Annotated in this window: 23 protein-coding genes and 1 riboswitch; of the genes, 15 read left to right on the top strand and 8 right to left on the bottom strand. The window is 59.4% G+C overall.

The features are described from left to right. The first annotated feature begins 62 nt into the window (after positions 1-62). Positions 63-887: a class I SAM-dependent methyltransferase gene (locus tag F617_RS0105945; protein ID WP_019564726.1), complete on the top strand. Its 825-nt coding sequence runs from the start codon at positions 63-65 to the stop codon at positions 885-887. A 173-nt stretch (positions 888-1,060) separates the two neighbouring features. Here F617_RS0105945 and F617_RS0105950 read toward each other — a convergent pair whose 3' ends face one another. The 5 genes from F617_RS0105950 to F617_RS0105970 form a co-directional block, all read right to left on the bottom strand. After that, entirely contained in the window at positions 1,061-1,543 is a 483-nt protein-coding gene (locus F617_RS0105950; RefSeq protein WP_019564727.1) for a pseudoazurin, read from the bottom strand. Beyond that, positions 1,540-2,340 carry an ABC transporter ATP-binding protein gene (locus tag F617_RS0105955; RefSeq protein WP_019564728.1) on the bottom strand — a complete coding sequence of 267 codons (801 nt, stop codon included), beginning with the start codon at positions 2,338-2,340 and terminating at the stop codon, positions 1,540-1,542. Before F617_RS0105955 ends, F617_RS0105950 begins: the two co-directional genes overlap by 4 nt. Further along, entirely contained in the window at positions 2,337-3,365 is a 1,029-nt protein-coding gene (locus F617_RS0105960) for an iron ABC transporter permease (RefSeq protein ID WP_003511052.1), read from the bottom strand. The genes F617_RS0105955 and F617_RS0105960 overlap by 4 nt, the downstream gene beginning before the upstream one ends. Further along, entirely contained in the window at positions 3,362-4,393 is a 1,032-nt protein-coding gene (locus tag F617_RS0105965; protein WP_019564729.1) for an ABC transporter substrate-binding protein, read from the bottom strand. The genes F617_RS0105960 and F617_RS0105965 overlap by 4 nt, the downstream gene beginning before the upstream one ends. A 164-nt stretch (positions 4,394-4,557) precedes the next feature. Next, a riboswitch (cobalamin riboswitch) is annotated at positions 4,558-4,794 on the bottom strand. A gap of 39 nt (positions 4,795-4,833) precedes the next feature. Then, positions 4,834-5,712 (bottom strand): GNAT family N-acetyltransferase, encoded by an 879-nt coding sequence (locus F617_RS0105970; RefSeq protein WP_019564730.1) that lies wholly within the window; start codon positions 5,710-5,712, stop codon positions 4,834-4,836. A gap of 211 nt (positions 5,713-5,923) precedes the next feature. On the opposite strand from F617_RS0105970, the gene argE reads away from it, so the two are divergent. From argE to F617_RS0106005, 7 genes are all read left to right on the top strand, one after another. Beyond that, entirely contained in the window at positions 5,924-7,048 is a 1,125-nt protein-coding gene (gene argE / locus F617_RS0105975; RefSeq protein WP_019564731.1) for an acetylornithine deacetylase, read from the top strand. Between the two features lie 24 nt (positions 7,049-7,072). After that, complete coding sequence (locus tag F617_RS0105980; protein WP_019564732.1) at positions 7,073-7,996, top strand: glyoxylate/hydroxypyruvate reductase A; 924 nt, start codon at positions 7,073-7,075, stop codon at positions 7,994-7,996. 26 nt (positions 7,997-8,022) lie between these two features. Next, entirely contained in the window at positions 8,023-8,379 is a 357-nt protein-coding gene (locus F617_RS0105985; protein WP_019564733.1) for a cupin domain-containing protein, read from the top strand. An 89-nt stretch (positions 8,380-8,468) separates the two neighbouring features. After that, positions 8,469-8,657 (top strand): hypothetical protein, encoded by a 189-nt coding sequence (locus F617_RS0105990; protein ID WP_003511063.1) that lies wholly within the window; start codon positions 8,469-8,471, stop codon positions 8,655-8,657. A 29-nt stretch (positions 8,658-8,686) separates the two neighbouring features. Beyond that, positions 8,687-10,150: an aldehyde dehydrogenase gene (locus F617_RS0105995; protein ID WP_019564735.1), complete on the top strand. Its 1,464-nt coding sequence runs from the start codon at positions 8,687-8,689 to the stop codon at positions 10,148-10,150. A 13-nt stretch (positions 10,151-10,163) separates the two neighbouring features. Next, a complete protein-coding gene (locus F617_RS0106000) occupies positions 10,164-11,207 on the top strand; it encodes a tartrate dehydrogenase (protein ID WP_019564736.1) in 1,044 nt (347 codons plus the stop codon). Between the two features lie 15 nt (positions 11,208-11,222). Beyond that, positions 11,223-12,680: an NAD-dependent succinate-semialdehyde dehydrogenase gene (locus F617_RS0106005; protein ID WP_019564737.1), complete on the top strand. Its 1,458-nt coding sequence runs from the start codon at positions 11,223-11,225 to the stop codon at positions 12,678-12,680. Positions 12,681-12,950: 270 nt separating this feature from the next. Here F617_RS0106005 and F617_RS0106010 read toward each other — a convergent pair whose 3' ends face one another. Together F617_RS0106010 and F617_RS0106015 are read right to left on the bottom strand one after the other, a co-directional pair. Beyond that, positions 12,951-14,225 carry an FAD-binding oxidoreductase gene (locus F617_RS0106010; RefSeq protein WP_019564738.1) on the bottom strand — a complete coding sequence of 425 codons (1,275 nt, stop codon included), beginning with the start codon at positions 14,223-14,225 and terminating at the stop codon, positions 12,951-12,953. A gap of 14 nt (positions 14,226-14,239) precedes the next feature. Continuing rightward, on the bottom strand, positions 14,240-14,908 hold the full coding sequence (locus tag F617_RS0106015) for a haloacid dehalogenase type II (protein ID WP_003511068.1): 669 nt from the start codon (positions 14,906-14,908) through the stop codon (positions 14,240-14,242). 324 nt (positions 14,909-15,232) lie between these two features. On the opposite strand from F617_RS0106015, the gene F617_RS0106020 reads away from it, so the two are divergent. The 7 genes from F617_RS0106020 (at position 15,233) to F617_RS0106060 (ending at position 23,781) form a co-directional block, all read left to right on the top strand. Continuing rightward, positions 15,233-16,069, top strand: a complete 837-nt coding sequence (locus F617_RS0106020; protein WP_019564739.1) for a GNAT family N-acetyltransferase — start codon at positions 15,233-15,235, stop codon at positions 16,067-16,069. A 14-nt stretch (positions 16,070-16,083) separates the two neighbouring features. Further along, positions 16,084-17,457: an aspartate aminotransferase family protein gene (locus F617_RS0106025; protein WP_019564740.1), complete on the top strand. Its 1,374-nt coding sequence runs from the start codon at positions 16,084-16,086 to the stop codon at positions 17,455-17,457. A 256-nt stretch (positions 17,458-17,713) separates the two neighbouring features. Next, positions 17,714-18,427 (top strand): HAD-IA family hydrolase, encoded by a 714-nt coding sequence (locus F617_RS0106035; protein ID WP_019564741.1) that lies wholly within the window; start codon positions 17,714-17,716, stop codon positions 18,425-18,427. An 88-nt stretch (positions 18,428-18,515) separates the two neighbouring features. Beyond that, the gene (locus F617_RS0106040) at positions 18,516-20,126 is read left to right on the top strand and encodes an ABC transporter substrate-binding protein (RefSeq protein ID WP_019564742.1); all 1,611 of its coding nucleotides are present in this window, start codon (positions 18,516-18,518) and stop codon (positions 20,124-20,126) included. A 198-nt stretch (positions 20,127-20,324) separates the two neighbouring features. Next, positions 20,325-21,275 (top strand): ABC transporter permease, encoded by a 951-nt coding sequence (locus tag F617_RS0106050; protein ID WP_003511075.1) that lies wholly within the window; start codon positions 20,325-20,327, stop codon positions 21,273-21,275. Further along, positions 21,275-22,126: an ABC transporter permease gene (locus tag F617_RS0106055; protein WP_013761653.1), complete on the top strand. Its 852-nt coding sequence runs from the start codon at positions 21,275-21,277 to the stop codon at positions 22,124-22,126. Before F617_RS0106050 ends, F617_RS0106055 begins: the two co-directional genes overlap by 1 nt. Continuing rightward, complete coding sequence (locus F617_RS0106060) at positions 22,126-23,781, top strand: ABC transporter ATP-binding protein (RefSeq protein WP_019564744.1); 1,656 nt, start codon at positions 22,126-22,128, stop codon at positions 23,779-23,781. The genes F617_RS0106055 and F617_RS0106060 overlap by 1 nt, the downstream gene beginning before the upstream one ends. 103 nt (positions 23,782-23,884) lie before the next feature. Here the strand turns inward: F617_RS0106060 and F617_RS0106065 are convergent, their stop codons facing one another. Then, positions 23,885-24,361, bottom strand: coding sequence for an Lrp/AsnC family transcriptional regulator (locus tag F617_RS0106065; RefSeq protein WP_013761655.1), 477 nt, complete (start codon positions 24,359-24,361; stop codon positions 23,885-23,887). Positions 24,362-24,403: the final 42 nt, after the last annotated feature.

Here is a 24,403-nt window from a genome sequence, read left to right on the forward strand (position 1 = left end):
TACTAGTCAAGTTTTATGTTTTAGAGCCATTCTTAACTGACCGGTATGTGAGCTGAAGACCGATGATCGACACTATCCACTATGGCAAAAACGACAGTCTGAGAGACGAAATCAAAACCTATTGGTCCGGCCGCGCCGCGACTTTCGACCTTTCCCCGGGTCATGAGATTTTCTCCGAAGAAGAGCGCAAGGCCTGGCACGCGCTGGTTTTGAAGCATCTGGGCCAGGGAGAAGGCCGCAAGGCGCTGGATCTGGCCAGCGGCACCGGCGTTATCTCGCACCTGATGGACGATCTCGGTTTTCAGGTCACCGGCATGGATTGGTCGGAAACCATGCTGGAGCTTGCAAGGGCGAAGGCGAAAACCCGCGGGCGCAATATCCGCTTTTTTGTCGGCGACGCCGAAAACACGATGGAGCCGGACGAAAGCGCCGACGTCATCATCACCCGCCATCTGGTTTGGACGCTGGTGGACCCGAAGGCGAGCTTTGCCGAATGGTTCCGTGTCTTGAGACCCGGCGGACGCCTGCTGATCGTCGATGGCGATTTCGTCAACACCGGCTGGCGCGAAAGACTGGTCAAGAAGCTGGCGGCGGGTCTGGAAAGCATCGGCCTTGTGAAGCCGGACCAGCCGCACAAGCCGGCGGATCCGGAAAACACCTTCAACAGCATTCTATCGCGGGTCTATTTTTCACAGGGTGCAAGAGCTGGTGACGTTGCAGCGCTGTTGCGTGAAACCGGCTTCGAGCCCGTTGCCATCGATCAGGAACTTCAGGCCATTCATCGTGCCCAGGCGAAAAATTTCAGTCTGCTGAAAGGCATTTTGCGGGGATTGCAGCACCGTTATGCAATATGCGCCGTGAAGCCGCACACGTCCGGCAAGGGATAGGGCGACCAAAGCCACCAAGCTGCCGCCCAGCTCTCCGTCACCCCGGATGTGATCCAGGGTCCAGTGCGACCAAGTCCTTGATCGCTTAATAATAGTTTCTCACGGTGCAGACGCGCCGTGGCTGGATGCCGGATCTAGTCGTGCATGACGCATGAAAACGCGATGCAGGGACCTCATTTTTCCGCCCGCTCGAATAGCTCCTCAAAGCGCGGCTTCGCCCGGCCTGGGACCTCTACCGTCCTGTAGCTCTGCGGCAAAACCGCGTCCCCCACCTTGATCAGCATAACCATGCCCATGCCGTAATGCGGCGAGCATTTGATGCCGTAAAAGCCTGGCTTTTCGAAACCGGTCTCGAATTCGACGTTGATCCGGCTTTTGAAACCTTCAATATCTTCGGGAACCATACCATCGATCGTCGCGGCATTATGGCTCTTGTGGCTCGGCACGAAGCGCACGCGGTCGCCGGGAGCGATCTCCAGAAAATCGGGCTCGAACACCATGGAGCCCTTTTCGCCACGGTTCAGCATCTTCACCTCGAAGGTCTCGGCTCCGGCTTGAATGGAAAACCCTGTGGCCACAACCATGGCAAGTCCCGCGGAAACGCAAAGCTGTCGCGCGCCAAAGCGGAGATTTACAAGTCTTTTCAATTTCATCATCGTGCCGTTGCTTTCCTTGCGTGATCGGCCGCACCGTGGGCCGGCAGAAAACGAATATGTGAAAATCCGCTTTCATCCGTGGTGACGACGGATTGCACCCCGAACACATCGGCGATGGTCGCAGAGGTGAGGACCTCGCGCGGTGGGCCGACAGCGATCATTTCACCGCGATGCATGATGGCGACGCGGTCGCAGAACATGGCGGCGTGATTGAGATCATGCAGCGCCGCCACAACCGTCAGTCCCTGCCTGCGCACCAGATCGAGCAAGCCGATCTGGTGGCCGATATCGAGATGGTTTGTTGGTTCGTCCAGCAGCAGAATATGCGGCTCCTGCGCCAATGCGCGGGCAATGTGCAGGCGCTGGCGTTCGCCGCCGGAAAGGTGATGCCAGTTTCGCTCGGCCTTGTCCGCCATATCGACATTTCCGAGCGCCGCATCGACGATGGCATCGTCCTTTGGCGACCATGCGGAAAGCGGGCCGAGATAGGGCGTGCGCCCCAGTTCCACGGCCTGTCGCGCGCTGATGCGCTCGGTGGTTTCGGCCTGCTGCTCCACAAAGGCCAGCCTGCGGGCAAGTTCGCGCCGCCCGAATGTGGCAAGCCGTTCCTCACCAAGCATGACATGACCCCGACGCGGCATGCGAATGCCGGCCAGTATGGAAAGCAGCGTGCTTTTACCCGAACCGTTCGGCCCGATGATACCCAGAAACTCGCCCGGGGCGACCTCCAGCGAAACACCGCGCACGATGTCGAGATTGCCGGCATGAAAATGCAGATCGTGGGCGGATAATTTCATGACCGGCCTCTCTTCTGCCCGAGAATGAAGGCGAAGGCGGGCGCGCCGACCAGCGCAGTGATCACGCCGATCGGCAGCACCTGCCCCGGAATGACGGTGCGCGAGAGAATATCTGCGATGATCATGAAAATTGCACCGGTTAGCGCCGTCACCGGCAGCAACATGCCGTGGCGAACGCCAACGAAGATGCGCGCCGCATGCGGGATGACGAGACCGACGAAGCCGATGGAACCGACCAGCGACACCATGACTGCCGTCATGACCGCCGAAACCGAGATCAGCACCGCATAGACCCGGCGCACCGGAATACCGAGCGAAGCTGCTGCCTGACCGCCGAAAGCGAAAGCATCAAGCGCGCGTGCGTACCAGAGGCACACCCCTAGACCCGCAATACTGACCGGCAAAGCCAGCCAGACATCCGGCCAGCGCACGCCCGAAAGATTGCCCAGCAGCCAGAACATGATGCCGCGCGCCTGTTCGGCATTGGCGGATTTGGTGACGATGAACGACGTCATGGCGTTGAACAGTTGCGAACCGGCGACCCCCGCCAAGATGATGGCGCTGTTGCCGTGCCCTGCCCGCACCGCCAGAAGGCTGACAAGCGAAAAAGCCACAAAAGCCCCGATCAGGGCGCCGGCCGGCATCGTCAGGAACCCCGCCCCGAAGCCCAGAAGCGCCACGGCCACGGCCCCGGTTGAGGCGCCTGCGGAAATACCGAGGATATAGGGATCGGCGAGCGGGTTGCGCAGAAGTGATTGAAGCACCGCACCGGCCAGCGCCAGCGAGGCGCCACAGCACGCGGCAACAACGGCGCGGCTGAGGCGGTAACTCCAGACGATGCCCTCATCCAGCGGCTCCAGCGGATAACCCGCATGGAAGACACGATTGGCAATGGTCTTTGCCACCACGTCGAACGGAATGGCAGTCTCGCCGATGGCCGCACCGGCCATCAGTGCGACGAGCAGCAGGGCGAGTGCGGCAAAAGCCAGACCCGCCCTGCCGAGATTGACGGAAAGACCGTTCACTTGGCGAGACCGGCTGTGGAAATCGCCTCGGCCAGCGTTTCAATGCCTTCGATCGTGCGGATGGTCGGGTTCATCGCCTGCGCGTCCATTTCGAAGACATGGGCCGCCTTGACGGCGGGCATGATGCTGGCAACCGGATCGGTAGCGAGGAACTTGAGCTTGACGGCGACATCATCGGCGGGGAAACGCCGGCGGTCCATCTTGCCGGCAACGATCACGGACGGATTGGCCTTGGCGATGGTTTCCCAGCCAACAGTCGGCCATTCCTCATCGCTTTCGATAACGTTCTTCAGTCCGAGCGCGGACATGATGTAACCCGGCGCACCATTGCGGCCCGCCACGTAAGGATCGATATCCAACTCGGCGCTGGAGAACCAGAAGACTGCTGAAATCTTGCCATTCGCCGAAGCGATCTTGGCGCGGGCGGCTTCCTCACGCTTTTTCAGGTCGGCAACGACTTCCTCGCCGCGATCTTGCACGTTGAAAATTTTCGCAAGGTCGCGGACCTCCTGGTAGATCAGGTCCATGGTGAAAACGGACTTGCGCACGCCGTCGCCGCCGCCGGAATTGTCCTTGCCCATGCAATCGGCAGGGGAGGTATAAACGGGAATACCGAGTTCGGCGAATTGCTCCGGTGTTCCGACAACGCCTTCGGGACCGATCTGCCACTGGAACTGCGTCGTCACGAGGTCCGGCCTCTTGCCAACCACCGCCTCGAAGCTCGGATCATTGTCGGCAAGCCGCTCCACCTTGGCATTGGCGTCTTCGTAACCCTTCAGAACCGGGCCGATCCACAGCGCCGTGCCTACCACCTTGTCGGCCACGCCGAGCAGATAGAGAACCTCGGTCGTGCTCTGGCCGACCGATACTGTGCGGGCGGGCGCCTGCTTGAAGGTGATTTCGTGGCCGCAGCTATTGATCGTCAGCGGATAGGTGGTTTCGGCAGCCTGAGCGGCACCGGCGGGCAAGGCCGCTAATGCGACAGCCAGAAGACCGGCGGAAACCGGCAGGCGTTTGAAATGAAACATATGTTCTCCAGTCTAAATAAAGTGGCGTGATCCGCAGGCCGCGCGTCAAAACGCGTAGTGACAGAGCGACAACAAGTGTGGAGATGGAGAACGGGACTCTAAATACGTTTCCGCGGACGGAAAGGTCATAATCAGCTCCTCTTCCGGGCATCCCCGCCCGTAACGATGGTCAATATTATGACGGCAGGTCTCCTGGCTCACGAATATGCGCCGTTCATCTGCCTTCCCGCACCTTGAAGGGTGCAGTGGCATGACGCGTTTCAGGCGTCACGAGGATGAGCGGCAATCCGCTTACAGTTGCGGGGGCAGCCACGGCATTGGGCGATAGAAATCACCCGCACCATGTTCCCTATTAATCCCTTTGCCCTTCGGCTTCAGGAACCGTCGCTTTCTGACATAAGGGGCAAGCGCCGGGGCGTCAATTGCGATAGTGCTGCAGCTCAGCACAAAGACGGACCCGCCAACGCGAAAATTTTTGTAGCGCCGGAAGGCGCCGGTTGCGGCGCGTCTTTGGACATCGTGGTAAGGGTTTCAATCACCACCAGCCCGGATTGCGCAATAAAATCAATAAAGAGATTGTTGTCGCTGATGGTGTCGAGACGCACCAGCTCATCGTCCAGATCGGTAAAATGCCGCCTCACAAGCGCAATCGCATCCATGTCCGCACCCGCAACGACCGGACCGATAATGTGGCCCCGCCCCGCCGCACGGCGCAGCGCAAAAGCGGTAAGACGGTCCGCCTCAAACACACCGTAACCCGCATTCTGCGTCAAAAGTCGCTGTAAAACGTTCCGGCGCGAAACGCCAAAAGCCGCCCGGTCTAGTTCCACCACATCAGTCAGATGATCTGCGGATAACGGCTCTATTCGTTGTTTTCTGCCGGGCGGCGGTATCTCGAAAAGGCAATTCGCCCTTCCCCGGAACAGATATACTTTTTCCGTATCACCGGCAAAACCCAACCTTGAAAACAACCGCCGCGACGCTCCCGTCGCGTTCAACCGCAGGGAGACAGTGGGGAATTTCGCGACAAGTTTCTGCACAAGCCATGGTGCTACGCCCTGCCCCTGCAAACGGGGGGAAACAATGACCATGCCAAGCGTCGCAAACCCCTGATCATAGGGAAAGAGCATCGCGGTTGCGACAACACGGTCGATCTCATCGAGCGCAGCGAGACCCACGCCGCATTGCCGCAGAAAACACCATTCATTCGCGTGATATCGCCATCCGACGGCCATGGAGAGTGCATGCAGATGATCGGCATCCACGTCCGCGATATCCACGGTCCGCAGCTCGAAACTATCGACTTTGAGCAGGTCCATAACCAACGGCCCTCATCCCCTACGGCTCACAACCTTCATCCGGTCCCGGCCTAGCCCACGACATCCGACGGTAGCCGGTTACGCCAGCACGAATTTTCTGAAAGCACTGGAAGGTCACAACAATCTACCGAAATCATTCGCATTTCAGCAGATAAACGTGGCAGGCCATTCTAAGCTTTCGGGATGACAATCCGGTCAGCGGAGACGACCATTGAACGCAATCGAAATCCTTGAGCGTCTCGTCGGTTTCCCGTCGGTCGTTGGAACCGCCAATGGCGATATTGCCGGCTGGATCGCCGATTATCTTGAAAGCCACGGCGCGAAAGTATCGCTGCTTGCGGGACCGGAGGGCGACCGCGCCAATCTCTTCGCCACCTTCGGCCCGGCCGATCGCGCCGGCTATGTTTTGTCCGGCCATATGGATGTCGTACCCGCCAGCGAGCCGGAATGGTCTTCCGATCCCTTTACACTGCGGGCGGAAAATGATCGTCTCTACGGGCGCGGAACCACCGACATGAAGGGTTTTCTGGCCACGGTTCTCGCCGCGGCGCCTGCATTTTCGCGCATGGCGCTGAAACGTCCCGTGCATATCGCCTTTTCCTATGACGAAGAGGCGGGTTGCCGTGGCGTTCCGCATCTTCTCGCCAGATTGCCTGAACTGTGCGCCGCACCGGCGGGCGCAATTATCGGCGAACCGAGCAATATGCGGGCGGTTCGTGCACACAAGGGCAAAGCAGCAGCTCGCATTACCATCCGTGGCCGTTCCGGCCATTCGTCCCGCCCTGATCAGGGGGTGAATGCCATTCACCTGATGACCGGCATCATGGCAAAGGCCGTGGAGACGGCACATGAGCTGACGAAAGGCCCCTTTGAAGCGACTTTCGAGCCGCCCTATTCCTCGCTGCAGATCGGCACGATGAAGGGCGGCCAGGCGATCAACATCATCCCCGATTTCTCGGCCATCGAGCTGGAAGCGCGGGCGATTTCCGGCATATCGCCGCTTGAACTGCTCGGGCCGATTCGCGCAAGCGTCGAGGTTCTTGCAGCAAAGGGTGTCGATATCGAGTGGACGCCTATGAGCGATTATCCGGCGCTTTCGCTTGCAGCCAATGCTCCCCTTGTTCTGTTTCTGGAGGAATTGACCGGCACCCCCTGTCTCGCCGCCGTCAGCTACGGCACGGAGGCGGGGCTGTTCCAGGCGGCGGGCATCGACGCCATCATCTGCGGACCAGGAGATATCGGCCGCGCCCACAAGCCGGACGAGTTCATAACGACGGGCGAACTTTCGGCCTGCCAGTCGATGCTGGAAACACTCGCAAGCCGCTGTGCGGCTTGAACCTTCGGGAAGCATAGATTTCAGATGACGTTTCTCTTCAATTCCGACGCCAAGCGCGGCGAGATTTTCCGGCAGGCCCTAGCTGCAGAACTGCCTGATCTGCCGTTTTCGATGGATGCATCAACTGTCGATCCCGATGCAGTCCGTTACCTCATCACCTGGACGGTACCACAGGACATTGCCCGGTATCGCAATCTCGAAGTCCTGTTTTCGATTGGCGCGGGTGTCGACCAGTTTCACATCGAGGCGATCCCTGAGACGGTAAAGGTCGTACGCATGGTGGATGAGGGCATCATCCGCATGATGCAGGAATATATCTGCCTCGGCGTACTTTCCCTCCACCGCAACCTGCCAGTCTATTTAAACCAGCAGCGCCAGCAACTGTGGAATGCCCTGCCCCAGCGTCAGGCGGAAGAGTGCCGGGTGGGCGTTCTCGGCCTCGGCATGCTAGGCGTTGCGGCGCTGGAGCGGCTGAAACCTTTCGGCTTTCCGCTTTCCGGCTGGAGCCGCTCACAGCGTCAGATCGATGGCGTCACCTGCCATCATGGCGACGACGGCCTCAAATCCATTCTCTCCACCAGCGATATTCTCGTCTGCCTGCTGCCTCTCACCGAAGAGACCACGGGGCTTCTGAACGCCGAGCGTCTTGGGATGCTTCCCGAAGGGGCTGCTCTGGTTCACGCCGGGCGCGGCAAACAGCTCGATCATGACGCTTTGCTCGATGCACTCAACAGCGACAGGCTTTCAGGTGCGGTGATTGACGTTACCGATCCGGAGCCCCTGCCCAAAGACCACCGCTTCTGGACCCATCCGAAAATTCTCCTGACGCCGCATATTGCCAGCGTCACCCAGCCCCATTCCGCTGCCCGCACCGTCGTCGAAAATATCAAACGATACGAATCCGGTCTCGAACCGCTCGGCCTCGTTGACCGTAGCCGCGGATATTGATCCTACCGTTCCAAGAAAGGACACCCATGTCTCTCCTCAAGACCATCGACACCAATCCCACCTTTGAACCGAAAGCCTCCAAGGCCCTGCCCGAACGCCTCATCGCCGGCGACCCGTCGTTCAAAACCTGGCCGCTAGATGAAGCCCGTGATGGCACCGTGCATACCGGCATCTGGGAAGCGACCCCCGGCGAAAGCCGCTCGATCAAGGGCGAGACATTCGAGTTCTGCCACATTCTCGAAGGCGTTATCGAGATCACACCGGAGGGCGGCGCGCCGCTGCGTTACACGGCGGGCGACAGCTTCGTCATGAAGCCCGGTTTCGTTGGCGTCTGGAAGACAATCGAAACCGTGCGCAAGATCTATGTGACCGTGAACGGATGATTTGCCGAACAGCATGCCTGGCATCCCGGCTGATGGAGAGGCATTTTTGAGAACAGCGATGGCTGGCAATCCGCAGGCGGATGCCAGCCATGGTTTACATGGGTATCCTGCCCGGATGCCTTTCGACCGGATTTACGGCCCTCGATCGGACCCGTCGCAAGGTTTTCGGCGCGGTCTTCATGCCCGCCGAAGATTGCGCTGTGGGCCACCAGCAAAACAGGATTTTCGTTCACCGCCCCCGCCGCAGTCGGTCGATGCTGCTTGCCATCAGGGAGTAGCTTTGGCGCATATCCACAGAGGATCATCCATGACGCTCAGCTTCGATCCAGACAGCCTGTCCCTGCCGATCGGCCATTTCATCGGCGACCGGCTGGTCCCGGCTAAAAACGGCATCGACATGCATCGTCCTTCGGACGGCATCGAATATGCCGGTTGCCCGAAGGCGGATGCGGCACTTGTCGATGAGGCGGTGCAAACCGCCAAAGCCGCACTGAAGAGCAGTAACTGGGGCGGCGTGCGCCCGCGTGAGCGCACCAGGGTGCTGCAACGCTGGGCAGACCTGATCGAGCAGGAAGCCGAGACGCTGGCAAAAATCGAGGCGCTCTCCTCGACCCGGCCCGTGGGCCACCTGATTGCCGGCGATATCGCCGTCACTGCCGAACAGATCCGCTTCTTTGCCGAATTTGCAGACAAGGAGGGCGGTGATCTCGTACCGACCGACGATACAAGCGTCGGCATGATCATGACCGAGCCCTATGGCGTCGTCGGCGCCATTACGCCCTGGAATTTTCCGGTGTCCATGGCGGGCTGGAAGCTTGGCCCGGCACTCGCAGCCGGCAATGCCGTAGTGCTGAAACCATCGGAAATGACGCCCTTCTCCAGCATTTTCATGGCGCAACTGGCCATCAAGGCAGGGCTGCCCGCCGGGCTCATCAACATCGTGCTGGGTGACGGGCCTGTGACAGGCAATGCCATCACCGGCCATCCCGAAATTTCCAAGGTCAGCTTCACCGGATCGACGGCAGCAGGTTCGGCCATCATGGCAAATATCGCGCGTACCGGCGTCAAGCCCATGACGCTGGAACTGGGCGGCAAAAGTCCGCAGCTGGTTTTTGCAGATGCCGATATCGAAAAAGCCGCCGCCGCGATCGCCGGCAATATTCTGTCCAATGCCGGGCAGGCCTGCGTTGCCGGCTCGCGCATCATCGTTGAAGAGAGTGTCGCAGAGGCGCTTTCCGCCGCAATTATCGCTCGCATGAAGACAGTGAAGCCCGGCCCGACCTGGGACGAAGCAACACAGTATTCGCCGATCATCTCCGAAGTGCAGCGCCAGCGCATTGACGGCATCGTGCAGGCGGCTGTCGCCCATGGCGGCGAATGCCTGACGGGTGGCGCGATCATGGACGGTCCGGGTTATTTCTACCAGCCGACCTTGATCGCAAATGTCGACCAGACCTCCCCTGCTGTCACAGAAGAGATATTCGGGCCAGTGCTGACCCTGCAAACCTTCAAGACGGAAGAAGAGGCGCTGGCGCTCGCCGATCATCCTACCTACGGTCTTGCCGCGGGTCTTTTCAGCCGCGATATCTCGCGCGTCATGCGCCTGTCTCGCGCCATCCAGGCAGGAACGATCTGGGTCAACCGTTATGGCCGCTCCCGCGACCATATCCTGCCGACCGGCGGTTACAAACGCTCCGGCATCGGCAAGGATCTCGGACGGGAGGCCTATCTCGCCAACCGCAAGAGCAAAAGCGTCCTGATCGGACTGTAACAGGGGAAACATCTTGAAAACGCATCGCATCGCACTCATTCCCGGAGACGGCATCGGCAAAAGCGTGACTGATGCCGCCTGGCAGGTTCTCAACACCGCAGCAAAAAGCTCCGGTTTTGCGCTTGAAGGCACCGAATTCCCCTGGTCCTGCGCCTTCTACAAGGAGACCGGCGCGATGATGCCGAAGGATGGCATCGAGACCCTGCGCGGCTTCGACGCCATTCTGCTGGGCGCGGTCGGCTGGCCAGCGGAGGTGCCGGATTCGGTATCGTTGCACGGCCTGCTTCTGCCGATCCGCAAGGCATTTGTGCAATACGCCAATATCCGCCCGCACCGGCTTCTGCCCGGCGTGCAGGGACCGTTGAAAGCGGATGGATTCGACATTCTCTGCATCCGCGAAAATACCGAAGGTGAATATTCCGGTGCCGGCGGACGCGTGCATCAGGGCACCGAAGACGAGGTCGCTGTCGAAACCTCCATCTTCACCCGCAAGGGCGTGGAACGCATCCTGCGCTTCGGCTTCGAGCAGGCGCAAAAGCGTCGCGGCAAGTTGGCTTCCGTCACCAAATCCAACGCCCAGAAATATTCGATGGTGTTCTGGGACGAGGTGACGCAAAAGCTCGCCGCCGAATATCCGGATGTTGAAGTTTCCAGTTACCATATCGACGCCATGGCGGCGCGCATGGTGATGGCGCCGGAAAGCCTTGATGTCGTGGTCGCCTCGAACCTCTTCGGCGATATCCTGACCGATCTCGGCGCAGCCATTCAGGGCGGCCTCGGTTTTGCCGCCTCCGCCAATATCAATCCCAACCGCACGGCACCCTCCATGTTCGAGCCGGTGCACGGTTCAGCCCCTGACATCGCCCATCTCGGCATTGCCAACCCCATCGCCGCCATCTGGTCCGGCGCCATGATGCTGGAGCATCTGGGTGAGGCGGATGCGGCCAAGCGGGTCATGGCGGCGCTGGAAAAGGCGACCGGCCAGGGCATTGGCACCGTGCCGGGCAAGGACAAGACAGACGTAATAACTGCCGCAGTTGTCGCGGCTCTCGACTGATTTCGGAGACAGATAATGCAGGGCTTGAAGGATAAGGAACTCTTTCGCCAGATGGGTTTGATCGGCGGCGCATGGAAAGCGGCCGCATCAGGCAAGACGGTCGACGTGATCGACCCGGCGACGCAGGCGGTGATCGGCACCGTGCCGGATATGGGCAGCGTGGAAACCCGCGCGGCCATCGAAGCCGCCAACGCTGCCTTCGGGCCGTGGAAGAAGAAAACGCACGCGGAGCGCGCGGCGCTTCTGGAAAAATGGTTCGCGTTGATGATCGAACACATCGACGATCTCGGCCTGATGTTGACCATCGAACAGGGCAAGCCACTTGAAGAGGCCAAGGGCGAAATCCGTTACGGAGCATCCTTCGTCAAGTGGTTTGCGGAAGAAGGCCGACGCATCAGCGGCGGCACCATTCCCTCTCCGACGCCGGATCGCCGTATCGTGGTGCTGAAGGAGCCGGTCGGTGTCTGCGGCATCATCACACCGTGGAATTTCCCGAACGCCATGATCACCCGCAAGGTCGCACCTGCATTGGCGGCTGGCTGCACCGTAGTCATCAAGCCCTCGGAATTCACGCCCTATTCGGCCCTAGCGCTCGGCGTTCTTGCCGAACGTGCAGGCATTCCGGCTGGCGTCATCAACATCGTCACCGGCATGCCGACGGAGATCGGCAACGAGATCATGGCCAATGAGACGGTGCGGAAAATTTCCTTCACAGGCTCTACCCGTGTCGGTTCGCTGTTGATGCGCGGTGCGGCCGACAGTGTAAAACGACTGTCGCTGGAACTCGGCGGCAATGCCCCTTTCATCGTATTCGACGATGCAGATCTCGATCTCGCCATCGAAGGCGCGCTCGTTTCGAAATTCCGCAATGGCGGTCAGACCTGCGTCTGCGCCAACCGCATTCTCGTTCAGGCGAGCGTTTACGATGCATTTGCGAAAAAACTGGCTGATCGCGTCGATGCCATGCGTGTCGGACCCGGAACGGAACTGGGTGTTTCCATCGGTCCGATGATCAATGAGCCGGCAATCGCAAAAATCCGCGCGCATATCGATGACGCCGTTTCCAAGGGCGCCGAGATCATTACCAAGCCTCATGATCTGCCTGCAGGTTCGCAATATACCGCACCGGTGGTGCTGACGGGCGCAACAACCGCCATGCGGCTGGCGAGCGAAGAGACCTTCGGGCCAGTCGCCCCGCTCTTCCGCTTCGAGACGGAAGAGGAGGCGATTGCGATCGCCAACGGCACGCCCTTCGGCCTTGCCGCCTACTTCTACACTGAAAGCCTCAAACGCGCCTGGCGCGTGGGCGAGGCGCTGGAGTTCGGTATGGTCGGCCTCAATACCGGCGCGATCTCCACCGAAGTCGCCCCCTTCGGCGGCGTCAAGCAATCCGGCCTCGGCCGCGAAGGCGCACAGGTCGGCATCGAGGAATATCTGGAAATGAAGACGTTCCACATCGGTGGACTTGCCTGAAGACTGTTTCTTTCTCCCCGCCTAAAGGGCCGCTCTGCGGCCCTTCTTTTTTTGGTGCGAAATTGAAAAGCAGCATTCCCAGGGGTGGAAGAAAAATCCGGAGGAATGAATTGGTTTGGCAAAGCCACGGCATTCACGTGTCGTGACCCCCGACTGGATCCGGGGTCCAGCGCGATCACGTCATTGATCGTAAGAGACTATTCACCGTGCAGGCGCGCAGTCGCTGGATGCCAGATCAAGTCCAGCATGACGAAGGAATGAACTGACGCGCTACTGAATCTTATCCAGCATCTTGTAATAAAGCCCCACCAAGGGAAGAAACCAGGGCTTGCCGAAATGGCCAGGCACCGCCGGCCAGTCCATCCCCTTCAGCGGGTTGTTGTCCGGGCGGCCCAGAATGGCGTCAGCCATGATCATGCCCAGATGGGTGGAAAGCTGGGCGCCGTGGCCGGAATAGCCCATGGCGTACCAGACGCCATCATGGAAACCGGCGCGGGGATAACGGTCCTTGGTCATATCAACCAGTCCGCCCCAGCAATAATCGATTGGCACATGCGCAAGCTGCGGGAATATGCGGTGCAGGCTATCCATCAGGATCGCGCCACTTTTGGCATCCGAACGCTGGTCCGATGTCGTGGAAAAGCGCGCGCGGCCGCCGAAGATCAACCGGTTGTCCGGTGCGAGGCGGAAATAATTGCCGATATTCATGGTGTTGACGTAGGTGCGGTTACCCGGGACGGACGCCTTGATCTCGGCATCCGTCAACGGCCGCGTGGCGATGATGAAACTGCCGACCGCGATGATGCGGCGGCGGAAATAGCCGAAGCCGGAGGGCGTGTAGGCGCCGGTTGCCACAAGAACATTATCCGCGGTGACCTTGCCGCGCGCCGTTTCCAGCGTGTGTGTCTTTCCGTTCTGAGTATGTTTCGTCACCGCCGCATTTTCAAAGATCACCGCACCATGGCGGCTGGCAGCCTGCGCAAGGCCGGCCACATAGCGGCCCATATGCATCATAGCGCTCTTCTTGGACAGCATGGCGCCATAAAAGGGAGAGCCGATTTCCGCCTTGAGATTGTCAACCGACAGAAGCGCCGTGTCGGGATCCACCTCGGCATGAACAGCCTCGAAATTTTTCGCCAGACTTTCGAAATGCTGCGGTTTCGAAGCCATTTTCAGCTTGCCGGCGCGGCGGAAATTACAATCGATCCCTTCCTCGGCGATCAGGCTTTCCAGCGTGTCGATCGAGGCATCCAGCGCCTTGTAGAGCGCGATGGCGCGCTCCTTACCGAGTTCCGCCTTGGCGGAGAGGTAGGAGTGGGCCAGCCCGTTGTTGAGGTGGCCGCCATTGCGCCCGGAAGCACCCCAGCCGACGCGCTGTCCTTCAAGAACAACCACGCGCGCGCCCGCTTTTGCCAGCTGGCGCGCAGCACCCAGACCCGTGAAGCCGCCACCAATGACGGCCACATCGTAATGGCCTTCGACAGGACCTTGCGCCGCCCCCGCAAACAGGGGCGCCGTGTCGTGCCAATAGGAGACGAGCTTCATGATCCGGTCCTTCCTTACAGTCCAACGACGCCCGCGAGACCGGAAATATCGGAGATCTCCGTATAACCGTAATAGGGGTTTGCCGGTTCGTGGCCGCGGTTGACCCAGACCTTGTTCTTGATGCCGAGATCGTGCGCGGACATCAGGTCGTAGCGGAAGGAGGACGAGACGTGCAGAATATCTTCCGGGCCGCAGCCGAGCATGTCGAACAAATATTCGAAAGCCTTGAAATGCGGCTTGTAGGCCTGCGCCTGTTCGGCGGTATAGACAGCATGGAACGGCGCGCCAAGCTTTGCCACATTCGACATGATCTGCGAATTCATGGCGTTAGACAGAATGACCAGCGGAATTTCCTTGGCAACCTTCGCCAGACCGGCCGGAACGTCCGCATGCGGACCCCATGTCGGAACGCGCTCATACACCATTACCGCATCTTCGTCCTTGAAGGCCACACCGTTGCGCTTGCAGGTGCGCGACAGGGCGTTATGGACAACTTCGGCGTAAGGCTTCCAGTCATGCATGACCTCGTCCAGGCGATATGCAGAGAAGTCCTTGATGAATTGCTGCATCTCGGCCTCGCCCAGACGATCACCATAGAGATCGCGGGCAGCTTCTGCCATCTGGAAATGAATCAGCGTACCGTGGCAATCGAAAGTGATGTATTTCGGGCGGAAGATGGTCATGTCGTCGTCGTCCTTGCTTGGGGATGGGTGGTGGCTGCAATAACAAGATCATAGAGGCCTTTGCCCGGTCGACGCACTGCAATTGCCATTCGCGAAAGCAGATTGTTGCGTATGCAGCCGCCAGTTTGGCAGAGAGTTGCGTGCGACAAAACCGGAAGCCGCCGCCCACCCCCGTTCTGCGGATGGAAGCAGATGATGTGCGGCATAAGATGCGGCGGCGGGTAAAAGCAACAGTGAAACATATCGAACCTTGCCATTCGTCGGGACAATGTTCTTTTGCCGCCGGTCTATCAATGAACATGAAGAATAAAACGGAGTTGGGCCATGCAAGCCAGCCTCATCGATATCCAGAAATTTGAGCCGCAACACCTCGACGCCGCCGTCGAGCTTTCCCGCCAGGCCGGTTGGCCACACCGCCGGGAAGACTGGGCGCTCGTCCTTTCACTGAGCAAGGGTTTCGTCGCTATCGAAAACGGTCGCGTCGTCGGAACCGCAATGGCCACGCTTATCGGAGACACCTGCGCCACCGTCAACATGGTGATCGTGGACGAGGCCATGCGCGGCCGTGGTCTCGGACGCAAGCTGATGCAGGCGGTCGTCGATGCTGCGGAAAATCGCGAGTGCCGTCTGACCGCCACCGCTGAAGGCCTCCCACTCTATGAGAAGATGGGTTTCGTCGCATGCGGCGAGGTGCGTCAGCACCAGGGAATTCCTACGGCCGCCGATAAGCCCGCTAACGTGGCATGGGCAGAAACGATTGTACCGGCCGAGCTTGCCGCACTCGACGCGCAGGCATTCGGTGCGGATCGTACGGCACTCTTTACCGAGCTTGCGGATAGGGCACGGTTTGCGGTGGTTCAAAAGCATGGCGCCATCATGGGCTTTGCAGGCCTTCGCGCCTTTGGCCGTGGTGAAGTCATCGGCCCGATTGTCGCGGAAACTGCTGAAATCGCAAAGGATTTGATTGCCTTCGTAGTTTCCGAGCGCCCCGGCGCATTCCTGCGCGTAGACACCACCACCGAGACGGGACTCGGTCCCTGGCTTGCCGAATACGGTCTTGCCCATGTCGGTGGCGGCATCGCCATGCGCCGGCCGAAGGCGGAAACCTCTGCCGACAAAAAACTGAAAACATTCGCGTTGACCAGCCAGGCGCTGGGCTGAATCCGGAGAGACCCATGTTAAGCAATTCACTGATCGAGCTCGACCGCGCCCATCTGGTGCACCCTGTCTCTTCCTTCCGCGGCCATGAAAAGCTTGGCGTTCGCGTGCTGAAATCGGCAAAGGGTGCCACGATTACCGACATGACCGGCCACCAGCTGATCGACGGTTTTGCCGGCCTCTGGTGCGTCAATGCAGGCTATGGCCATGACAGCATCGTGGAAGCGGCGGCAAAGCAGATGCGTGAACTGCCCTATGCCACTGCCTATTTCGACATTGGCAGCGAACCCGCCATCCGCCTGGCCTCCGAACTCGCCGACCGCGCGCCGGGCGATCTCAACCACGTCTATTTCACGCTTGGCGGATCCGACGCGGTGGACAGCACCATCCGCTTCATCCGATATTACTGGCACGCCAAAGGCCAGCCGCAGCGCGACCAGTTCATTTCCGTCGAACAGGGTTATCACGGCTCCACCACCGCCGGTTCAGGCCTGACTGCGCTGCCCGCCTTCCATGCAGGTTTCGGCGTGCCTTACGACTGGCAGCACAAAATTCCGTCTCACTATGCCTATCGCAATCCGGTCGGCAGCGACCCCGCCGCCATCATCGCCTCTTCCCTGCAAATCCTGAAGGACAAGATCGAGGCTATCGGCCCGGAGCGGGTCGCCGCCTTTTATGCCGAGCCCATTCAGGGCTCCGGTGGCGTTCTGGTGCCGCCGCCTGGCTGGATCAAGGCCATGCGAGAACTCTGCCGTTCCTACGGCATTCTCTTCGTTGCCGACGAAGTCATCACCGGCTTCGGCCGCACGGGACCACTGTTTGCCTGTGCCGACGAAGATATCGTGCCGGACTTCATCACGGCCGCCAAGGGTCTGACTTCGGGCTATGTGCCGATGGGCGCCGTCTTCATGGCCGACCATGTTTATGATACAATAGCCGACTTCGCCGGCGATGCCGCGGTCGGGCACGGTTATACCTATTCCGCCCATCCCGTCAGTGCCGCCGTTGGTCTCGAAGTGCTGAAACTTTACGAAGGCGGGCTGCTGGAAAACGGCCGGCGCGCCGGTCAGCGGCTGATGGCCGGGCTGGAAGGATTGAGAAGCCATCCGCTGGTTGGCGATGTACGTGGCCGGGGCATGCTTGCCGCTATCGAACTCGTGACCGACAAAGAGAAGAAAACCCCGCTGCCGGCTGCAGCGGCCCCTGCACGCAAGGTTTTTGACCGCGCCTGGGAAAACGGCCTCATCGTGCGCGCCTTCGCCAACGGCATCCTCGGCTACGCGCCGCCGCTGTGTTGCACCGATGACGAGATCGACGCCATTATAGAGCGGACGCGGAAAACCCTCGACCAGACGCTCGAGGACCCGGCAGTGCGGGCCGCCATGGCCTGAGGCGAACAGTGGATGGCGTTGCGGCACCTTCTCGAAATGTCGCAACGCCGCACATATTCGCAATATTCTGCCGAAGACCCGATCCTTTTCGGAGAATCCGGCGCGCTGGAACTGCCAAACTATCAACAGAAAAAGCACTAAACGCCATAAAAAAGGGCGTTAGCGAGAATGGGAACGGGGCAAGGATCCCGTCCGGGAACAGAATAAAATGCCGCAGCCTTCCCAAGGGCTCTGCGCGGCAAAGCGGAGACCGACATTGCCCAAGAAACTGAGCGACTTCAAATATATGAGCTTCGACGTGGTGGGAACTCTCATCGATTTCGAAGGTGGCTTGAAATCGACCCTGATCCAGATCGGCGCTGAAAACGGCGTTGAGGTCGACGGTGAAAAGGCGCTTAGCCTTTACCGCGCGGCGCGTTACTCCGACGCCACCGATCTGTTTCCGGACGATCTCGTCCGCGTCTACCTGATCATCGCTCCGGAACTCGGTTTGCCGGCGGAGCGCGCTCTGGGTGAGCGCCTGCGCGACGCGGCAAAAAACTGGAAAGGCTTTGAAGACAGCCGTGCCGCGATGGCCGAGCTTGCAAAGACGCATCGTCTCATTGCCATGACCAACGCCCAGCGCTGGGCCTTCGAGTATTTCTCGAAGGAACTCGGTAGTCCCTTTTACGCCGCTTTCACAGCGGATGATACCGGCACGGAAAAGCCGGATCCCGCATTCTTCGAGAAGGTTTTCGCCTTCGTTGAAAGCGAAGGCGCATCGAAGGACGACATTCTGCACGTTGCGCAGAGCCAGTACCACGATATCGGCATTTCACGGAAACTCGGGATGACCAATTGCTGGATAGAGCGCCGCCACGCCCAGAAGGGATATGGCGGCACCATCGAGCCGGAGAACTTTACCGAACCGGACTACCATTTCACCTCGATGGCCGGCCTTGCCGAGGCCACGAGACACTCGGGCCGCTGAACCGCCTGTGGCATGACGCGCACTAGGGCGTGGATGCCGAAAATTACTGCAGATGCCATTTCAACAAATCATACAAAAGGGGAAGACCATGAGTGACAGGATTACAAATTGGACCCGCTCTGACGATGCCGCCGTTGAACAGGCTATCCGTCGCGGCGCGACGCGGCGAGAGCTGCTTCACATGATGCTGGCCGGCGGCGTAGCACTTTCCGCCGGTTCGGCCATTCTTGGCCGCGCCTCGCAGGCTCTGGCGGTCACTCCCGTTTCCGGCGGCACGCTGAAGGCGGCCGGCTGGTCCTCCTCCACGGCCGACACGCTCGATCCCGCAAAAGCCTCGCTTTCGACGGATTACGTTCGTTGCTGCGCGCTCTATAACCGGCTGAGCTTCCTCGATGTTTCCGGCACGCCCCAGATGGAGCTGGCCGAATCCATCGAAACGAAGGACGCCAAGACCTGGACCGTGAAGCTGCGTTCCGGCGTCACCTTCCATGACGGCAAGGCACTGACCGCCGATGACGTGGTCTATTCGCTGAAGCGTCACCTTGACCCGGCCGTCGGTTCGAAGGTCGCCAAGATCGCCGCCCAGATGACCGGCTTCAAGGCGATCGACAAGAGCACCGTCGAGATCACGCTGGCAAACGCGAATGCAGACCTGCCGGCCATCCTGGCATTGCATCACTTCATGATCGTTGCCGATGGCGCGACCGATTTCTCCAAGGGGAACGGCACCGGTGCCTTCAAGCTGGAGAAATTCGAACCCGGCGTCCGCTCGATCATGTCGAAAAACACCAATTACTGGAAACAGGGTGGTCCGCACGTCGATAGCTTCGAATTCTTCGCGATTGCCGAAGACAATGCCCGCGTTAACGCCCTCATTTCGGGCGATATCCACCTCGCAGCGGCTATCAATCCGCGTTCGCTGCGCCTGCTCGACAAGCAGGAAGGCATCGTTCTGTCCAAGGGAACGTCCGGCAACTACACCAACCTCAATATGCGGCTGGACCAGACGCCCGGCAACAATGCCGATTTCATCGCCGGCATGAAGTCGATCGTCAACCGCGAGCAGATCGTCAAGGCGGCTTTGCGTGGCCTCGGCGAAGTCGGTAACGACCAGCCCGTGCCGCCAATGAGTCCCTACCACAATCCGGACCTCAAGCCGAAGGCCTTCGATCCTGATAAGGCGAAGTTCCACTTTGAAAAAGCGGGTCTTATCGGTCAGTCCATCCCCGTCATCACCTCGGATGCTGCAAACTCTGCCGTGGACATGGCGATGATCATCCAGGCGTCGGCCGCAGAAATCGGTGTAAAGCTGGATGTGCAGCGCGTTCCCTCGGACGGTTACTGGAGCAATTACTGGCTCAAGGCGCCTATTCACTTCGGCAATATCAACCCGCGCCCGACCCCGGATATTCTGTTCTCGCTGCTTTACGCCTCCGACGCGCCGTGGAACGAAAGCCAGTACAAGTCGCCGAAGTTCGACAAGATGATGCTCGAAGCACGCGGCATGCTGGACATGGACAAGCGCAAGCAGATCTACTTCGAAATGGAAAAGATGATCGCCGACGAAGCCGGCACCATCATTCCCGCCTATATCACCAATGTCGACGCCATCACCTCCAAGCTGAAGGGTCTGGAAGCCAATCCGCTCGGCGGCATGATGGGTTACGCGTTTGCTGAATACGTCTGGCTCGAAGCCTGATAGACCAAGGGGCCGGGCGCCGATGCGCCCGGCAACCTTTCCGCCGGTGCGGGAAGCCTCCACAGCTGGAGCGACACTTTGAAAAACAAGCGGTTTTCGCCTGATATCTCGCTCCAGCCATATAATTTGGATCATGATGATTTCAGGTCGATCGGGCCTGAAATCATCATGATCCGGGCAGGTCGCAGGAGCATGTAAATGAACAGCCGGATACTCTCCCTTATCGCCAGGCGGCTGGTCGTCATGCTGACGACGCTGCTTATCGTATCGTTTATCGTCTTTTCCGCCACCAGCCTGCTGCCCGGCGACACGGCAACGATCCTTCTTGGCCAGTCGGCAACGCCGGAGGCCGTGGCTGGTCTGCGCACCGCCATGCATCTCGACGACCCGGCCCTTCTGCGTTTTGTCCGCTGGCTTTTTGGCCTGCTGCACGGCGAACTTGGCACGTCCTACGCCAACAATATGGCGATCGCCGACCTCATAGGCCCACGTTTCGTCAACTCCATGAAGCTTGCTGGCATCACCACTGTTATCGCCGTGCCGCTGGCCCTGACGCTCGGCATCAGCTCCGCTATGCTGCGTGGAACGCTTTATGATCGCGCCGTCACCATCCTGACCATCGGTGTCATTTCCGTGCCGGAGTTCATGATCGCGACGCTCGCGGTTCTTCTTTTCGCCGTATACCTGAAGTGGCTGCCGGCCCTGTCGCTGGTCAGCGAGGTGCATACCGTGTTCGATGTGCTGCGGGTTTACGCCATGCCGGTCATCACGCTCACCTTCGTCGTGTCGGCACAGATGATCCGCATGAGCCGCGCCGCCGTCATCGAGACGCTCGATACGCCCTATGTGGAAATGGCGCTCCTGAAGGGCGCACCGCGCATGCGCATCGTCCTGCGCCACGCACTTCCCAATGCGCTTGGCCCCATCGTCAATGCGGTTGCTTTGTCGCTCTCCTATCTCGTCGGCGGCGTCATCATCGTTGAGACTATCTTCAATTATCCAGGCATCGCCAAGCTGATGGTTGATGGCGTCGCGACCCGCGACCTGCCTCTGATCCAGAGCTGCGCAATGATTTTCTGCGTCGGTTATCTCCTCCTCATCACAACCGCCGATATCATCGCCATCATGTCCAATCCGAGGCTGCGCTGATGACCGACAATATCAAAACAACTTCGGGGACCTCGCGCTTGGGTTACAAAATCAACGTCGTCGGCGTTTTCGGCTTTCTCGTCATTTTTCTCTGGGCCATGGTTGCGATCTTTGCGCCCTATCTCATCCCGCATCCCGTCGGTGAAATCGTCGATCTCGATTATTTCGGTCCGATGACCTCCGATCTCTGGCTCGGCTCCGACTATCTCGGCCGCGACGTGTTTTCCCGCATTCTCATGGGCGCGCGTTTCACGGTCGGCATTTCACTTGCGGCCGTCACGATCGCCTGCGTGTCGGGCGTCGTTCTCGGCATGAGCGCTGCCGTGGTCGGCGGCTGGTTCGATGCGGCCCTCAGCCGTTTTCTCGATGCGGTGAACTCCATTCCAAGCAAGCTTTTCGGACTTGTGGTTGTCGCTGCCGTTGGCTCCTCCATTCCTGTGCTGATCGTCACCCTGTCGGTAATCTATACGCCGGGCGCTTATCGCTTTGCCCGGGCGCTCGCCGTCAATGTCAACACTATGGATTTCGTCACCGTGGCCCGCGTGCGCGGCGAGAGCCTCTTGCACCTCATCAGCTCCGAAATCCTGCCCAACATCATCCGTCCCGTGCTGGCCGATCTCGGCGTGCGCTTTGTATTCATCGTGCTGCTTCTGTCGGGCCTTTCCTTTCTCGGTCTTGGCCTGCAGCCGCCGAATGCAGACTGGGGTGCGCTGGTGCGTGAAAACATCGGCGGCCTGCCCTTTGCCGCGCCAGCCGTGATCTTTCCGTCGTTGGCGATTGCCAGCCTGACGATCAGCGTCAATCTGCTGATCGACAATCTGCCGCAGAAAATCCGCGACAGGAGCGAATAATGACAAATCTTGTTGAAATCCGTGGACTTAAAGTCGAGGCGACCACCGATTCCGGCCGCCGCATCCAAATCATCAGGGGTGTAGACATCGATATCGCCGATGGCGAGATCGTCGCATTGATCGGCGAAAGCGGCTCCGGCAAGACCACCATTGCACTGACATTGATGGGATATGCCCGTCCAGGCTGCCGTATTTCCGGCGGCAGCGTCACGGTGGCAGGCCGCGACATGGTACAGCTTTCCGAAATGGAACGGGCGAAGATCCGCGGTACGAAAATCTCCTACGTCCCTCAAAGCGCCGCAGCCGCCTTCAATCCGGCGCAAAAGATCATCGACCAGGTCATAGAGGTCACCCGCATCCACGATCTGATGCCGCCGCAGGAGGCACGCCAAAGAGCGGTGGAACTGTTCAAGGCATTGTCGCTGCCCAATCCCGAAACCATCGGCGACCGTTATCCGCACCAGGTTTCCGGCGGCCAGCTTCAGCGTCTCTCCGCAGCCATGGCGCTGATCGGCAACCCGGACCTGGTCATTTTCGACGAACCGACCACGGCACTCGATGTGACGACACAGATCGAGGTTCTCCGCGCCTTCAAATCAGCGATGCGCAAGGGCGGTATCGGCGGCGTTTATGTTTCGCACGATCTCGCAGTCGTCGCCCAGATTGCCGACCGGATCGTGGTGCTGAAAGGCGGCGAGATACAGGAAACCGGCACGACCACGGATATTCTCGAGAATGCACAGCATCCTTATACGCGGGAGTTGCTCACCGCTTTTAACGATAAGGTACGCACCGTAGCGCCGCTAAAACAAAGTGAAGCGAAGCCGCTGCTGGATATCGAGAAGCTGATCGCCGGATATGGAACGAAAGGCGAAGACCATATGCCGCTGGTGCGTGCGGTCGATTCCGTCAGCCTTGCAGTCTATCCCGGACGCAATCTCGGCATCATCGGCGAATCCGGTTGCGGAAAATCGACGCTGGCGCGCGCCATTGCCGGCATTCTGCCCGCCGCCAGCGGTCATGTCATCTTCGAAGGTCGGCAGCTGGATGCCGATGCCCGCCAACGCACCAGCGATCAATTGCGCCGCATGCAGATCGTCTTCCAATATGCCGATACGGCGCTCAACCCGGCCAAATCCATCGAGGATATTCTCGGCCGGCCGCTGACCTTTTATCACGGCATGAGAGGCAAGGCGCGCGACGCCCGGATCGACCAGTTGCTGGATATGGTGAAGCTGCCGCGCTCGGTTCGCCACCGCCATCCTTCCGGTCTGTCGGGCGGACAGAAGCAACGCGTCAACTTCGCCCGCGCACTCGCAGCAGAACCATCGCTCATCATTTGCGATGAAATTACGTCGGCGCTTGATACGGTCGTCGCAGCCGCGATCATCGACCTGCTCGGCGAACTCCAGCGAGAGCTGAACCTCTCCTACATCTTCATCAGCCACGATCTCTCTGTGGTGGAAACCATCTGCGACGAAATCGTCGTGATGTATGGCGGGCAGAAAGTGGAGCATCTGGCAACGGAAGCGATCAAGTCGCCGACCCATCCCTATTCGAAGCTCCTGTTCTCCTCGGTACCGAAGCTCGACCCGAAATGGCTCGACAATCTTCAGCAGGATGCAGAGTTGGTGCGGGCGTTTTCCAAGAGGTGACAACATCACTTTCGTCATCCTCGGGCTCGTCCCCAGGATGACGTTGAGTATGAAGCGACGTATCTCGATACTCTGGCGCCCCTGCTAAGGGACGTCTTCCACCTCAAAGCGGAAACAGGCTGGTCAGCGGCATATGCGATTTGATGATCGGCGATTTCAGCACAACGAAGCTGAAATATTTGTCGATACCGACATCCATGTCCGTCAGCCGCTCCATGATCGACTGATATTCAACGATGCCGGAGGTGACGAATTTCAGGAGGTAATCGTAACCGCCTGAAACGAGGTGGCATTCCACTACCTGATCGATCTTTTCGATAACGCCGAGAAAACGGGCGAAGTCGATCTGGCGGTGGTTCTTGAGCGTGATCTCGGTGAATACCGTCAGCGTCTGGCCGAGTTTGTTGATGTTGATCTGTGCCGAATAACCTTCGATATAGCCCTCGGCCTGAAGCTTCTTGACGCGCATCAGGCAGGGGCTTGGCGAAAGATTGACAAGCTCCGCCAGCTCGACATTGGTGATGCGACCATTTTTCTGGAGTTCGTAAAGGATCTTGATGTCGATCCGGTCAAGTTTCATCACGTGCGGAACCCCTTTTATATTTTTCGTGCACGCGGCATA

The sequence above is a fragment of the Agrobacterium sp. 10MFCol1.1 genome, assembly GCF_000381165.1.
In the GTDB taxonomy this organism is placed as follows: domain Bacteria; phylum Pseudomonadota; class Alphaproteobacteria; order Rhizobiales; family Rhizobiaceae; genus Agrobacterium; species Agrobacterium tumefaciens.